This is a genomic window from Streptomyces akebiae (genome assembly GCF_019599145.1).
In the GTDB taxonomy this organism is placed as follows: Bacteria; Actinomycetota; Actinomycetes; order Streptomycetales; family Streptomycetaceae; genus Streptomyces; species Streptomyces akebiae.
Window position 1 is genome coordinate 10,142,985 of sequence record NZ_CP080647.1, and the last position, 14,589, is coordinate 10,157,573.

The 14,589-nt window shown below is 71.7% G+C and carries 12 protein-coding genes; all 12 read left to right on the forward strand.

Annotated elements, in window-relative coordinates; translation table 11 throughout:
- Nucleotides 1-2 precede the first annotated feature (2 nt).
- The 12 genes from K1J60_RS43950 to K1J60_RS44005 all read left to right on the forward strand — a co-directional run bounded on the left by K1J60_RS43950 (nucleotide 3) and on the right by K1J60_RS44005 (nucleotide 14,563).
- The gene (locus tag K1J60_RS43950) at nucleotides 3-830 is read left to right on the forward strand and encodes a 2-keto-4-pentenoate hydratase (protein ID WP_220651117.1); all 828 of its coding nucleotides are present in this window, start codon (nucleotides 3-5) and stop codon (nucleotides 828-830) included.
- A complete protein-coding gene (locus K1J60_RS43955) occupies nucleotides 827-1,777 on the forward strand; it encodes an acetaldehyde dehydrogenase (acetylating) (RefSeq protein ID WP_220651118.1) in 951 nt (316 codons plus the stop codon). The genes K1J60_RS43950 and K1J60_RS43955 overlap by 4 nt, the downstream gene beginning before the upstream one ends.
- Nucleotides 1,774-2,796 carry a 4-hydroxy-2-oxovalerate aldolase gene (gene dmpG / locus K1J60_RS43960; protein ID WP_220651119.1) on the forward strand — a complete coding sequence of 341 codons (1,023 nt, stop codon included), beginning with the start codon at nucleotides 1,774-1,776 and terminating at the stop codon, nucleotides 2,794-2,796. Before K1J60_RS43955 ends, dmpG begins: the two co-directional genes overlap by 4 nt.
- A 237-nt stretch (nucleotides 2,797-3,033) precedes the next feature.
- Nucleotides 3,034-4,377, forward strand: a complete 1,344-nt coding sequence (locus K1J60_RS43965) for an MFS transporter (RefSeq protein ID WP_398684183.1) — start codon at nucleotides 3,034-3,036, stop codon at nucleotides 4,375-4,377.
- Between the two features lie 283 nt (nucleotides 4,378-4,660).
- Nucleotides 4,661-5,455: an aminotransferase class IV gene (locus K1J60_RS43970; protein WP_220651120.1), complete on the forward strand. Its 795-nt coding sequence runs from the start codon at nucleotides 4,661-4,663 to the stop codon at nucleotides 5,453-5,455.
- Nucleotides 5,456-5,560: 105 nt separating this feature from the next.
- Nucleotides 5,561-7,360, forward strand: a complete 1,800-nt coding sequence (locus tag K1J60_RS43975) for a class I adenylate-forming enzyme family protein (RefSeq protein ID WP_220651121.1) — start codon at nucleotides 5,561-5,563, stop codon at nucleotides 7,358-7,360.
- Nucleotides 7,361-7,473: 113 nt separating this feature from the next.
- The gene (locus K1J60_RS43980; protein WP_220651122.1) at nucleotides 7,474-8,163 is read left to right on the forward strand and encodes a DsbA family oxidoreductase; all 690 of its coding nucleotides are present in this window, start codon (nucleotides 7,474-7,476) and stop codon (nucleotides 8,161-8,163) included.
- Between the two features lie 253 nt (nucleotides 8,164-8,416).
- Nucleotides 8,417-9,799, forward strand: coding sequence for a nitrate/nitrite transporter (locus K1J60_RS43985; protein WP_220651123.1), 1,383 nt, complete (start codon nucleotides 8,417-8,419; stop codon nucleotides 9,797-9,799).
- A gap of 81 nt (nucleotides 9,800-9,880) precedes the next feature.
- A complete protein-coding gene (locus K1J60_RS43990; RefSeq protein WP_220651124.1) occupies nucleotides 9,881-10,975 on the forward strand; it encodes an AMP-binding protein in 1,095 nt (364 codons plus the stop codon).
- A complete protein-coding gene (locus K1J60_RS43995) occupies nucleotides 10,975-12,420 on the forward strand; it encodes an aldehyde dehydrogenase family protein (protein WP_220651125.1) in 1,446 nt (481 codons plus the stop codon). Before K1J60_RS43990 ends, K1J60_RS43995 begins: the two co-directional genes overlap by 1 nt.
- Nucleotides 12,417-13,079 (forward strand): FMN-dependent NADH-azoreductase, encoded by a 663-nt coding sequence (locus K1J60_RS44000; protein ID WP_259408202.1) that lies wholly within the window; start codon nucleotides 12,417-12,419, stop codon nucleotides 13,077-13,079. The genes K1J60_RS43995 and K1J60_RS44000 overlap by 4 nt, the downstream gene beginning before the upstream one ends.
- A gap of 128 nt (nucleotides 13,080-13,207) precedes the next feature.
- Nucleotides 13,208-14,563, forward strand: a complete 1,356-nt coding sequence (locus tag K1J60_RS44005) for a 3-deoxy-7-phosphoheptulonate synthase class II (RefSeq protein ID WP_220651126.1) — start codon at nucleotides 13,208-13,210, stop codon at nucleotides 14,561-14,563.
- The last annotated feature ends 26 nt before the right edge of the window (nucleotides 14,564-14,589 follow it).

The window sequence follows — 14,589 nt, forward strand, 5'->3', positions numbered from 1 at the left end:
GTATGGCCATCGACACGTACGCGGTGGAGCGAGCCGTCACGCGGCTGACCGCCGCGGTGGAGCAGGGGCGCCCCGTCGCTCCGGTGCGCGATCTGCTGGGTGAGCGTGACATCGCTGTCGCCTACGCCGTGCAGCACGAGCTGACGCGGCGCAGGCTGGCCGCGGGCGCGGTCGTCGTGGGACGCAAGATCGGGCTCACCTCTCCGGCCGTGCAGAGGCAACTCGGCGTCGACCAGCCCGACTTCGGGATGCTCTTCGCCGACATGGACGTGTCGGGAGAGCCGGAGGTCCCCTCGCAGCGGCTGTCGCAGCCCAAGGCCGAGGCAGAGATCGCCTTCGTCCTGGGGGAGGACCTGGCGGACGGGAACCTCGACGCCGCCCGTGTCCGGGGTGCGGTGGAGTACGCCGTCGCGGCGATCGAGATCGTCGACAGCCGTATCGCCGACTGGGACATCCGGCTCACCGACACCATCGCGGACAACGCCTCCAGCGGTCTGTACGTGCTGGGTGAACACCGGGTCACGCTGGAGGAGTTCGAGCCGCGTGAGGTCACCATGCGCATGTACGCCGAGGACGAACAGGTCTCCGCGGGCGACGGCGCCGCCTGTCTCGGCGACCCGCTGAACGCGCTGGCCTGGCTGGCCCGCACGGCCAGGGAGTACGGCCTTCCGCTGCGGTCCGGGCAGGTCGTCCTGTCGGGCGCTCTGGGCCCGATGGTCCCGGTGCCGCCCGGCACCCGGATACGCGCCGAGATCAGCTCGCTGGGCGCGGTCACCGCCGTGTTCTCCGCGCGCCCGCAGGAGCCGCGCCGGCCCGAGGAGGACGCGTGAAGCGAACCAAGGTGGCCGTCATCGGGTCCGGCAACATCGGCACCGACCTGATGATCAAGATCCTGCGTCTGTCGGACACGCTGGAGATGAGCGCCATGGTCGGCATCGACCCGGCCTCCGACGGGCTCGCCCGCGCCGCCCGGCTGAAGGTGCCCACCACCCACGAGGGCGTCGACGGGCTGATCGCGCTGCCCGGTTTCGACGACATCGACATCGTCTTCGACGCGACCTCGGCCAAGGCCCACGCCGCCAACGCCGCCCGGCTGGCGCCGTACGGCAAGCGGCTCATCGACCTCACCCCCGCCGCGATCGGTCCGTTCGTCGTGCCGCCGGTCAACGGGGACACCCGACTGGACGCGATGAACGTGAACATGGTGACGTGCGGTGGACAGGCCACCATCCCCGTGGTCGCGGCGGTCTCGGCGGTGACACCGGTCTTCTACGCGGAGATCGTCGCCTCCATCGCCTCCAGGTCCGCGGGACCGGGCACCCGTGCCAACATCGACGAGTTCACCGAGACCACGTCCCACGCGATCGAGTCCGTCGGCGGTGCCTCCCGGGGCAAGGCGATCATCGTCCTCAACCCGGCGGAACCCCCGCTCATCATGCGGGACACGGTGTTCTGCCTCATCGGGGACGCCGACCACGACGTCGTACGCGCGTCGGTCGAGGCCATGGTCGACCGGGTCGCCCAGTACGTCCCCGGCTACCGCCTCAAGCAGGAGGTGCAGTTCACCCCGGTGGACGGCACCGAACCGGTGCACACCCTGGTACCGCCGGACGCGGGGCCGGTGCGCACCCGGGTGTCGGTGTTCCTCGAAGTCGAGGGCGCCGCCCACTACCTGCCCGCCTACGCCGGAAACCTCGACATCATGACGTCCGCCGCCCTGCGGGTCGCCGAGTCGATGGCCCGGCACGACGCCGCCTACCCGGAGGACCGCCGATGACGCGGAAGCTGTACATCCAGGACGTCACCCTGCGGGACGGCATGCACGCCGTCCGGCACCGCATCGACCCCGTCGACGTGGGACGGATCGCCGCGGCGCTCGACGCCGCCGGGGTCGACGCCGTCGAGGTCGCCCACGGCGACGGACTGGCCGGCGGCTCGGTCAACTACGGGCCGGGCAGCCACACCGACTGGGAGTGGATCGAGGCGGCGGCCGAGCACCTCACCGACGCGGTCCTCACCACTCTCCTCCTCCCCGGCATCGGCACCATCGCCGAGCTGGAACGCGCCCATGCCCTCGGTGTCCGCTCGGTGCGCGTCGCCACCCACTGCACCGAGGCCGACATCTCCGCGCAGCACATCGCCAAGGCCCGTGACCTCGGCATGGACGTCGCCGGGTTCCTGATGATGAGCCATATGGCCCCGGCCGCCGAACTCGCCGCGCAGGCACGGCTGATGGAGTCGTACGGGGCGCACTGCGTGTACGTCACCGACTCCGGCGGCCGGCTCACCATGAACGGCGTACGCGAACGGGTCCGCGCCTACCGCGACGCGTTGGACCCGGCCACCGAGATCGGCATCCACGCGCACGAGAACCTCTCCCTCTCGGTCGCCAACAGCGTGGTCGCCGTGGAGGAGGGCGTCACCCGGGTCGACGCGTCCCTCGCGGGCCAGGGCGCGGGCGCGGGCAACTGCCCGATCGAGGCGTTCGTCGCGGTCGCGAACCTCCAGGACTGGAAGCACGGCTGTGATCTGTTCGCCCTCCAGGACGCCGCCGACGATCTGGTACGACCGCTGCGGGACCGGCCGGTCCAGGTCGACCGGGAGACGCTCACCCTCGGCTACGCGGGCGCGTACTCCTCGTTCCTGCGGCACGCCGAGGCAGCCGCCGGACTCTACGGGGTCGACGCCCGCGCACTGCTCATGGAGGTGGGCCGACGGGGGCTCGTCGGGGGCCAGGAGGACATGATCGTCGACATCGCGCTCGACCTGGCGTCGGCCGGGAACCGCGCCCACTGAGCCGTACCAGGCGCTTCGCCCACCTCACCCGCCGCCGGGGGAGGTGGGCGAAGCGCCGGGAAAAACATGCATATTACAGGCGCTCGGAGGCGTTCCGCGCCGACGATCGGCGGCTGTTCCACAGAGCGGCACAGCCGTGCGCCGACCGGTCACCGGCCTCCTACAGTCCACGGCACCCAGTCCCCACTGTGGCCCGCGTCACTCCATGACCCGGGTCTGCCGGAGGTGAACCGCTCCATGTCCGAGACCAGCAGCGACGCGGCGGCAGTCGGTACCGCGACACCGCCCGCCCCACCGCCCGCGGCCGACGGGAACGTCTCGCGCGTCGCCGTCGCCAGCCTCGTCGGCACCACGATCGAGTACTACGACTTCGCCGTGTACGGAACGGCCGCCGCGCTCGTCCTGGGCCCCGCCTTCTTCCCGTCCGGCGACTCCACGGTCTCGACCCTCGCCGCCTTCCTCACCTTCGCCGCCGCGTTCCTCGCCCGCCCCATCGGCGTCGTGCTGTTCGGGACGATCGGAGACCGACTCGGCCGCAAGCGGGCCCTGGTGACCTCACTGGTGCTGATGGGCATCGCCACGGTCGGGGTCGGACTGCTGCCGACGTACGAGACCGTGGGCGTCCTCGCCCCGGTGCTTCTGGTGGCCCTGCGGCTGCTGCAGGGTGTGAGCATGGGTGGCGAGTGGGGCGGCGCCGTACTGCTGGCCGCCGAGCACGCTCCGCCGGGGCGGCGTGCGGTGTACGCGTCCATTCCCCAGATCGGCGCGCTTCTGGGCTTCCTGCTGTCGAGCGCCGTGATCCTTCCGACGATCGCCGTCGCCGGCCGGGACGGCTTCGCCGACGGGGCGTGGCGGGTCCCGTTCCTGCTGAGCACCCTGCTCATCGTCGTGGGCTTCTGGGTGCGTACCCGGGTCAGCGAGTCACCGGTGTTCAGCGGCCGGTCCCAGGCCGACCGCCCCGCCGCCCCGCGCTTCCCGCTGGGCGCCCTGGTCAAGGAGTACCCGGGACAGCTGCTGCTGGGCATCGGCGCGGCGGCCGGCGGCTCGGCCGTCTACTACCTGACGATCGTCTACAGCCTGTCCTACGGGCCGAAGGCGCTCGGCATCGCGCAGAACACGATGCTGGCCGCCGCGAGCGTGGCCGCCGCTGTCACGGCCGCCGCGGTGATACCGGTCGCCCGGCTGGCCGACAAGGTCGGGCGTCGGCCGGTGATCATGGCCGGGGCCATCGGGTGCGTGGTGTGGGCGCTGCCCATGTTCGGCTCCATGCGGACCGGCAACGGGCTGGTCATCACCGGCGCGTTCACCGTGGGGCTGGTGCTCTTCATCCTGATGTTCGCGCCGATCGCCGCCTTCCTGCCGGAACTGTTCCCGGCCCGGCTGCGCTACACGGGGGCGTCGGCGACCTTCATCCTCGCCAACACCCTCGGCGGCGGCTTCGCCCCGCTGGTCGCGACCTGGCTGAACTCCCAGTGGAAGTCGCCGCTCGTCCTCGGTGTGTACGCGGGAGGCCTCTGTCTGGTCAGTCTGCTGTGTGTGTTGGCCCTCCCGGAGACGCGTGACCGGGACTTCTCGGTCTGACGCGCCGAGACGTGCGACTGAGCGCGGTGGCCCCGAACACGGGCCACCGCGCTCAGTCGCGCACCGGTATCGAACGGCTGTGCGGCCGGGGGAGTTGGCCTCGTTCGGCACCTCGAATCCAGCGGAATTGGCTCCCCCGTTACGGCCGTACATGGCTCTGTCCCTCCTTTCCCGCCTTCATTTACCTTCATGGCAGCGGGAAGTTCGCACCCCGAGTTCGCGTCCGGAGTTCGCGTCCGTATTTCGCGTCCGGGGATTTGCCCGGAGTCAGGAGGCCACCGTCATGCGTACCGAAATCGGCGTCCAGTCCTTTCTCGTATGGAATTCCCGGGACGGCTTCACCGCCCAGGAGAATGACCGGGGAATGGTGATAGCCGATTCCTGGCTGGTCCAGGACGGGCGGGCCCGGGGTTACGAAATGCATTGGGGCCGGTTCGGCGGCGCCGTCGGCCTCCGTGGTGTCGACCGGGCCGAGATCGCGGAGTTCCGCGCCGCCGTCACCGCGCAACTGCCGCGGAGCGGCGAGTGGTTCCCCCGCGTCGAACTGCTCGCGGGCCGGCCGCACAGGCTCGCGCTGCGGCTGCGCCCCGCCCCCCGACTGCGGGACACCGCCCGGGTCTGGGTGGCGGACCGCGTCGACCCGCGCACCCGTCCCACGGTCAAGGGTCCGGACTTCGCCGCCCAGGGCGGGCTGCGCAAGCAGGCCAGGCTCCACGGAGCCGACGAGGCCGTCCTGCTGGACGAGGACGGCCACGCGGTCGAGGGAGCCTTCAGCAGCCTGTTGTGGTGGGACGGGGGCGACCTGTGCACCGCACCGGACGACGGCCGGATCCTGCCCGGCATCACCCGGCGGCTGCTGCTCGACCACGCCGCCCGCCTCGGGGTCACGGTGCGGCACACGCGGGTGAGCCCCTCCCGCCTCGCGGGATGCGAGGTGTGGATCACGAGTGCCCTGCACGGCATCCGGGTCGTGACCGGCTGGGAGCCGGGTGGAGTACCGGCGCCGCCCGACCCCTTGGCCGGCCGCACCTGGCAGGCCCACCTGGACACGCTCCTGGAGCCGTTGCCCGCGAGATGAGAACCACCGCGGGCAGTGGGCCCCGGCCCGGCGCCGGGCCCCCGTCCACCGACGAATCGCGCGTTCCACCCGTTCAGCACCGAGTTCGAGTCAAGGAGAGCCAAGATGAAGATCCGATCACTCCAGCGGCATCTGGCGTCCGTCCGCCGTATGAGGCTGGGCCCCTCGCACCGGGGGCTGCGCGCGCGGCTGGAACTGGTGTCCGAGCGCTCCCTCGGCGTGGGAACCTTCCTCTGGCACACCCTCGACCGGGCCGCCGACCTGGACGCCCCGCTCCTCCACCACCTGCCGCGCGGCGGCGGTGAGCAGGACGTCCGTACGTACTCCCTGGCGGATCTGCGGGACGCGACCGAGCGGTACGCGCGCTGGTTCCACGCCGCCGGCGTGGCACGCGGCGACCGGGTCGGCATCTACAGCGGGGACGGCATCGCCAACTTCGTCCACTTCATGGCACTGAACAGCATCGGTGCCATTCCCGCCCCGGTGAACCCGAACATGGCACCCCAGACCGCCGCCCGCTATCTGAAACGGCTGGAGCCACGGGGAGTCGTCGCCGACGCCGACCGTCTGGAGAGCCTGCTCGCGGCCACCGACAGTCCGGAGGGGTTCGGTTTCACGGTCTCGCAGGAGGAGGTGGACGCGGCGGGTCGCGTCGGTCCGCTGCCCGTCGGCTACCCCTACATGCACGGCGATCACGACCCGGTGCTGATCGCGCACTCCTCGGGCACCACGGGCATGCCGAAGGCCCCGATCCTCGGTCACCGGCAGTTCTTCGCGGGCAAACGCCCCCGCATCCTCACGATGCCCTCGGGCCTCGACGACAAGAACCTGCTGGTGTTCCCCCCGTCCCACGGCTCCGGCCTCAGCTACATGATGATGGCCACCCTGACCGGGGTGCCCACCCTGGTGATGGAGGAACAGCGCGGGCCGGCCGTGGCCGAGGTCATGCGGTGGTGGAAGCCGACGGTGGTCATCGCCTTCCCCATCACCTTCGGCGAGTTGGCGGCACAGGGCGTGGAGCCGTCGGCGGCGGCGCGGGTGACCACCTGGCTCAGCACCGCCGACGCCTCGCACGAGGCGCACGTCCGGGAGCTGGTGCGGCTGGGCAGGCACCGGGTCGGCGGCAAGTGGCGGCAGGGCTCGCGCTACATCGACGGACTCGCCTCGACCGAGGTGGGCATGGCCGTGTTCCAGAACATCCACGGCCCGGACACCGACGTCTACAAGCGGTGCGTCGGCTACCCGGAGCCCATCGTCGAGGAGGCCACCGTCTATGACGAGCACGGCAAACGGCTCGGTCCGAACGAGATCGGCTTCATCGCGGTCAAGACCCCGACCGAGACACTGGGCTACTGGAACGACCCCGACCTGACGCACCGTTCGAAGCACGACGGCTTCTGGCTGACCGGTGACATCGGGTACTACGACGAGCAGGGGCGCTTCTACCAGTACGACCGTGCCACCGACGTCATCCAGACCGCCCGTGGGCCCGTCTACAGCCTGCCCACGGAAGAGATCGTCCTGAAGGCGTGCCGTCAGGCCGTGGACTGCGTCGTGGCCGCCGCCATCAGTCCCGACGACGAGGAGCTGTCCGAACCGGTCGCCGTGGTTCGGCTGGCCGAGCGCTGCCGACTGACCGCACGGGAGCTGCTGACGCAGCTCAACGGGGCGCTGCGCAAGGCCGGGATGCACGAGGTCTCCGCGGTCGTCCTGGTCAAGGGCGAGAACGACATCCCGCTCGGCGTGACCGGCAAGGTGCTCAAGCGCGAGGTGCGCGCCACCTACGAGAAGGTGCTCCTCTCCGACGACGACCACGGGCTCGACATCGCCCGCACCCGCTCGGCGCGCACCACGTCGAGCAGCCCGGCCAGGACCTCCCGACGCCGGACGGCCAAGGCCGCCTGACCGGCACCGGCCGCCTCCGCGGGCGTCCCGGCGCACCCCGGCCGGGACTCCCGCGGGGCGGGGCCGAACCGACGTGTACCCGTGTACCCGGACATGAGAAGGGCCCCTGACACATGATCAGAGTTCTGCCGGGCACGGTGGCGGTCTACTCGGACCTCGCCTGCCCCTGGGCGCACGTCGCCGTCCAGCGGCTGTGGCGGACCCGCGCCGAGCTGGAGCTGACCGACGCCGTACGGTTCGACCACCGCGCCGTCCTGCTGGAGGTGGTCAACCGGGGCACACTGCCGAAGCCGGTCATCGACGCCGAGATCCCGGTCGCGGCGGAGATGGAGCCCGACGCGGGGTGGCGGCCCTGGGCGGAACCCGACTGGCGCTGGCCGGTGAGCAGGCTGCTCGCGGCGGAGGCGGTGCAGGCGGCCAAGGAGCAGGGCCTGGCGGCGAGCGAGGCCCTCGACCGGGCGCTGCGCAGGGCGTTCTTCGCCGACAGTGCCTGCATCACGATGCGACATGTGGTGCTCGACGTCGCCGGGTCCGTGCCCGAAGTGGACGCCCGGGCCCTGGGCGAGGCCTTGGACACCGGGCGCGCGCGGGCCGAAACGCTCTCCCACGTCGCCGACTTCGCCCCAGGCGGCGCGGTGACGAGCCCGCACCTGTTCACCGCCGACGGCGGGTCCTGGCCCAACCCCGGGGTCGACTACGACTGGGCGGGCCGGCCGGGCGACAGCGCCGTCGTCCTGAAGTCCGACGACCCCACGGTCTACCGCCGGATCCTGACGGGAGCGGCGAAGACCCTCCCGGGATGAGCCGGGCTACGGCACCGCCTCGGCCCTGGCGCCACCTCGACCGCGGCTCGACGCGGTCCGCCGGTGGGTGCCGTGCCCGGGCGGCCCTCGATGGGGTGGCGTCACGGCCCGGAACGCCCGCCCCTACAGCCCCACTTGATCCGCCGGTCCGCACTCGCCGCCAAGCCCGTCGCGTCGTCTGGGTGGGTCCGTCCTTCTCCCGCGCGCCGCTCCCTCGCGGTGTGGCACATCCGTCTGCTTCAGGAGGTTGTCGATGAGCGCCGTGGCGAAGCGCGGCTCGCGCCGAATCGGGTACTGGGATCCGGAGGACGACGCATTCTGGCGGCGCACGGGGCGGCGGATCGCGATGCGCAATCTGGCGTTCTCGATCCTGGCCGAGCACGTCGGGTTCTCCGTCTGGAGCCTGTGGTCGGTGCTGGTGCTGTTCCTGGGGCCGGAGTACGGACTGTCCCCGGCGGACAAGTTCCTGCTCGTCTCCACGCCGACGCTGGTCGGAGCCGCCCTGCGGATCCCGTACACGCTTGCGGTGGGCTGGTTCGGCGGGCGTACCTGGACCGTTCTCAGCGCGGCTGTGCTGCTGGTGCCCACCTTGCTGACGGCCGTCCATCTGCGCCCCGGCACCTCGCTGGGCACGCTGCTGCTGGTGTCCGCCACGGCAGGACTCGGCGGCGGCAACTTCGCCTCGTCCATGGCGAACATCAACGCCTTCTTCCCGCAGCGCCACAAGGGCTGGGCACTCGGCCTGAACGCGGGCGGCGGCAATCTGGGCGTCGCCGTGACCCAGTTGGCCGCCCTCGCGGTCCTGGGCACCGTGGGGGCGGCCGAACCCCGGCTGCTGCTCGGGGTCTTCGTCCCGGCGATCGTCGTCGCCGCCGTGTGCGCCGCGCTCCTCATGGATGACCTGCCCGGCAACCGCAACGACACCGACGCCCTCAGGGACGTCCTGAAGGACGCCCACTGCTGGGTGATGTCGCTGCTCTACCTCGGCACGTTCGGCTCGTTCATCGGCTACTGCTTCGCGTTCGGCCTGGTGCTCCAGACGCAGTTCGACCGTACGCCGCTGCAGGCCGCGTCGCTCACCTTCCTCGGGCCGCTGCTCGGCTCGCTGACCCGGCCGGTCGGCGGCTGGCTGGCCGACCGCGTCGGCGGCGCCAGGGTCACCTTCGCCGTGTTCGTGGGGCTGATGCTCGGTGCCGGGGGCGCGGTCGTGGCGTCGCGCACGGACTCGCCGGGTCTGTTCGTCGCCGACTTCATCGTGCTCCTCGCCCTCGCGGGAGCGGGCAACGGGTCGACGTACAAGATGATCCCGGCCATCTTCCGGGCAAAGGCGCTCCGAGACGGCGCGGGCGCCGATGCCGATGCCGATGCCGAAGCCCGAGCACGGCTGTCGCGCGCCCGGCGGCTGTCGGCCGCGCTCATCGGGGTCACCGGCGCCATCGGCGCGCTCGGAGGCGTCCTCGTCAACCTGGCGTTCCGCGCGTCCTTCGCCGGCTGGGGCGACGGGATCCCGGCTTTCACCGGATTCCTGGTCTTCTACACCGCCTGCGCCACGGTCACCTGGGCCGTCTACCTCCGCCACAGTCCCCGCCCACGGACCGCCCACGGGACCCGTCCCGATGTCGTCCTCCCGGTCTGACCCCGGATCCCAACTCCGTCCCGAACTCCATTCCGAACTCCATCCCGAACTCCGGTCCGCACCCGGTCCGAAGGAGCAACCATGGCAGTCGCCTCCGACCCCGTTCTCACCTTTCCCCCGGACCAGGTCCCCGATCCGGAGGAGTTCATCCAGGCCGCCATGCGGTGGCACTTCAGCCCCACCACGGGTTCGCCGTACTGGCTCCGGCGGGCCCGGACACTGGACTTCGACCCGCGTCGCGACGTGCGCGCTTTCGACGACCTCCAGCTGTTCCCCAACATCGTCAACGAACTGCGGGACGTGCCTGCCCGGGACCTCGTCCCCCAGGGCTACGGCTCCTCGACCGAGGTGATCGGCGTCTACGAGAGCGGCGGCACGACCGGCGCCCCCAAGCGGGTCGCCTACCTCGCCGACTGGATGGACCGGTACGTGACCTGGTCCGCCGGACGGATGGACGAACGCGGTCACCCGCACGGCGCCCACTGGCTGGCCATGATCCCCAGCGGCCCGCACCTGTGGGGAGAGGTCGTGGCCCGACAGGCGCGGCGCCGGGGCGGCTTCACCTCCACCATCGACCTCGACCCGCGCTGGGTGAAGAAATGCATCGCCGAGGGACGCGCCGACGAGGCCGCCCGCTATGTCGAACACCTCCTGGAGCAGGGCCGGTTCCTGCTGGAGACCCAGGACATCGGCGTACTGGTGATCACGCCCCCGCTGCTGGAGCGGCTCGCCCAGCACGAACACCTCGTCAAGCTGGTGAACGAGAAGGTACGGGTGATCATCTGGAGCGGCGCCCACATGGACGCCGACAGTCGCCACCTGTTCCGGACCGAGGTCTTCCCCGACGTCCAGCTCTTCGGGAACTACGGCAGCACCATGATTCTCTGCGGGGCCGTCGAGCGCGCCGGCAGCGAGGAGGAGTGCGTCTTCGATCCCTTCGCGCCCCACATCTCCTTCTCGGTCGTCGACCCCGAGACGAGGCGGCCGGTTCCCTACGGGGCGCGCGGCCAGGTCGTCATGCATCACATCAGCCGCAGCGCGCTGCTCCCCAACAACCTGGAGCGTGACGTCGCCACCCGGATCCGACCCGAGGCCGGGCACCTCGGCGACTCCGTCGCCGACGTCAGCCCGGTCCGCACCTTCGACGACGAGGTAGTCATCGAAGGGGTCTACTGATGAGCGGCCCGAGGCACGCGCCGACGCACCCGCCGGTCGAGGCGCCGACGTACGCGTCGGTGGGCTGTCCCGTCCAGCTCGACGCCTTGGGCCCACGCGGTGCCTTCCGGGCGCGGAACCGGCTGACCGTGGCCGATGTCACCGGGCGGGCGGTCGCCGAACTCAGCCAGGTGCCGAGGCTGTTCGTGCAGCGCGGTCTGTCCGCGCTGCGCGCCGCCCGCCCGGCCGACACGGGCGAACCGGCCGAGGTCATCGCCCGAGCGGGGCACGCGTTCGCGCACGGCTCGGTGGGAGGTCTGCCGGCCTCCGAGTACCAGCGGCTCGTGAGCCGGGTCTCCGGTGTGCCGGTCGCGGTGGTCAGGTCCGCCACCGCGCGGATCGAGCGCGCGGCGGCCGGGGTGGAACGCACGGTGCGAGGCGCCCGCCCCACGGCCACGGCCGGCCACTGGCGGGATCCGCTGACCCGGGGCGGCGGGGCGGTCTGGGCCCGGCGGGGTGACGTCTTCGCCGTGCACGCCGCAGGCAACCACCCCGGTGTGCACAGCCTCTGGCTCGAAGCGCTGACGCTCGGCTACCGGGTAGCGGTACGGCCCTCCGGTCGCGAGCCCTTCACCCCGCACCGGCTGGTGACGGCGTTGCGCGAGGAGGGAATCGGCGACGACCGGCTCCTGCTGCTGCCCACCGACCACCAGGTGGCCGACGACATCGTCCGGGGCGCCGACCTGTCCCTGGTGTACGGCGGTGACGCGGTGGTGGAGAAGTACCGGGGGCATCCGAACGTCCTGACACAGGGGCCCGGCCGCTCCAAGATCCTGCTCGCGGACGTGGACACGGGCGGGGCCGCGGCCCTGTCGTCCGCGCTCGACACGGTGGTCTCCTCGATCCGGGACGAGGGTGGCGTCGCCTGCGTCAACGCCACCGCCGTCCTGGTGGCCGGCGACCCGGCACCGGTCGCCGCTGCCATCGCCGAGCGGCTGGCCGGCCTGCCCAGCCTGCCCCCGGAGGACGACAAGGCGGTCCTGCCCGTGCGGCCCACCGCGGAAGCCCGGGTGCTGGAGAGGTACCTGCTCGGCCAGGCCGAGGGCGCGACCCCGTGGCTCGGCGGCGACGGGATCGTCGACGAACTGGGCGACGGCAGCGCCGTACTGCGCCCCGCCGTGATCCAGCTGGACCGCCCCAACGCGCCGCAGCTCGGCATCGAACTCCCCTTCCCCTGCGTCTGGGTGGCACCCTGGTCGCCGGAGGACGGCCTCGGACCGCTGCGGAACACCCTGGTGCTCACCGTGATCGGCGGGGACGGTCGGCTCGTCGAGCGGCTGGTCGACGAACCCGGCATCGGCAACGTGCATGTCGGTGACCACCCCACGCACCGGATGGTGCCGGGCGTCCCGCACGACGGCCATCTCGCGGAGTTCCTCATGCGATCCAAGGCGGTCATCAGGTGAACGCGAACGTGCAGGCCTCCGCCCCCGCCGACGCCGCGCGTCTGCTGCACATCGCGGCTTCCCCCATGGGCGAGCGCTCGCAGTCCAGGGCCATCGCGGAGACCCTCGTCACCGCTTACCGCCGGACCCGTCCCGGCGCGACGACCGACGTCCTGGACCTCTGGCGGGAACGGCTGCCCGAGTTCGGGGCGGCGGCGGTCGAGGCCAAGCGGGCGGAGGCGTCCGGGGGACGGGCCGACGGCGAGGGCGCCGTGGCCTGGAAGGCGGTCCGGCGCACCTTCGAACATTTCGACAGCTACGACAGATACGTGTTCAGCGTGCCCATGTGGAATTTCGGAATTCCCTATGTCCTGAAGCATTTCATCGACGTGGTGAGCCAGGCGCACATGCTTTTCTCCTTCGACCGGGGATCGGGCTACACCGGTCTGCTCAAGGGAAAGAAAGCGGTGGTCGTCTACACCAGCTCGGTCTATGGGCCGGGAATGCCGCCCACCTTCGGTGACGACCACCAGATGCCGGCTTTCGACGGCTGGTTGCGATGGGCGGGGGTCACCGACATTTCCACGATCCAGTTGAGAGCGCATCAGATCGCCGAGGACGCCGATCTCCTGCGCCGCGACGCACATGCCCAGGCGCAGGAGCTCGGCAGGAGATTCTGAACCGCAGGCCCCCTCCTTCCCTCGAATCGGCTCCGCCTCGACTCGGCTCCGCCTCGACTCGGCTCCGCCTCGACCTTCGACTCCTCCACCCCGCCACGCCGTTCTCGATCCGTAACAGGAGCAGCCGCATGACCGTTCCGCCCCTGCTCACCCCGCCGTCCTGGCACTCGCCCGCATGGCGGGGACATCCGATACGCCAGCAGCCGCAGTGGCCCGATCCCGACGAGGTCGCCGCCGTCACCGACCGACTCGCCCTGCTGCCGGCCCTCACCACTGCCAGCGACGTCCGCAGCGTTCTCGCGGCCCTGGCCCGGGTGCAGAACCGGGAGGCGTTCGTGCTCCAGGGCGGCGACTGCGCCGAGCCGCTCGGCCCGACGGCCGTCACCGGTGCCCGGGACAAGCACCGGGTGCTGGGCGCTGTGGCGGAACGCGTCAGCACCTGCCTGGACCTGCCCGTGGTCACCATCGGCCGCCTGGCGGGGCAGTTCGCCAAGCCTCGCTCGTCGGCGGTCGAGGAAGTGGCCGGCCGGCGGTTGCCGGTGTTCCGGGGGCTCACGGTCAACGGGCCGCGGCCGCACGAGGACGACCGCACACCTGACCCGTATCGGATGCTGTCCGGCTACTACACGGCGCGGAACGTCCTGCGCGAACTCGCCGCCCTCGCCCACGGGACGGCGAGTGCGTTCGCCCCGCAGACCTGGGATCCCGCGGCCGCCCGTGAGGTGGCGTGGAACCGGCGCGAGGAAGCCGCCCCCGACGGCTCACTGCGCTCCCTCGTCCAGGGGTACGGGCAGACCCGCTGGACCGAGGACGGGGGCTGGCGCCACACCGGGCTGTGGACCAGCCACGAGGCGCTGCTCCTGGACTACGAGAGCCCGTTGACCCGCCAGGACCCTGTCACCGGCGAATGGTTCCTGCTGTCCACGCACGTGCCGTGGATCGGCGACCGCACCCGGCACGTCGGCGACGCCCATGTGGAGTTCCTCGCGGGCATCGCCAATCCGGTCGCCGTCAAGATCGGCCCCGGTGCGGAGCCCGCCGAGATCGTGCGCCTGTGCCGGCGGCTCGACCCGTACCGCAGGCCGGGCCGGCTCACCCTGATCTGCCGGCTGGGCGCCCGCGGACTGCGCGAACGGCTCCCGGCGCTCGTCACCGCCGTACGCCGGGCCGGCCACCCCGTCGTCTGGATGTCGGACCCCATGCACGGCAACACCACGACGACCGCCACGGGCGTCAAGACCCGCCACCTCAAGGACATGCTGGACGAGGTCACGGACTTCTTCGACGTCCTGCGCGGCATGGGCGAGTGGCCCGGCGGGGTGCATCTGGAGGCCGCCGCCGCCGAGGTGACCGAGTGCGTGGGCGGTACCCGGGTGGCCCGCGAGTCCGATCTCGGCGAGGCCTACGAGTCGTTGTGCGACCCCCGGCTCAACAACGAACAGCTCATGACCATGGCGGACATGGTCGCCAAGCTCGCCGTGTGACGCGCACCTCGAAGACAGGCCGACAG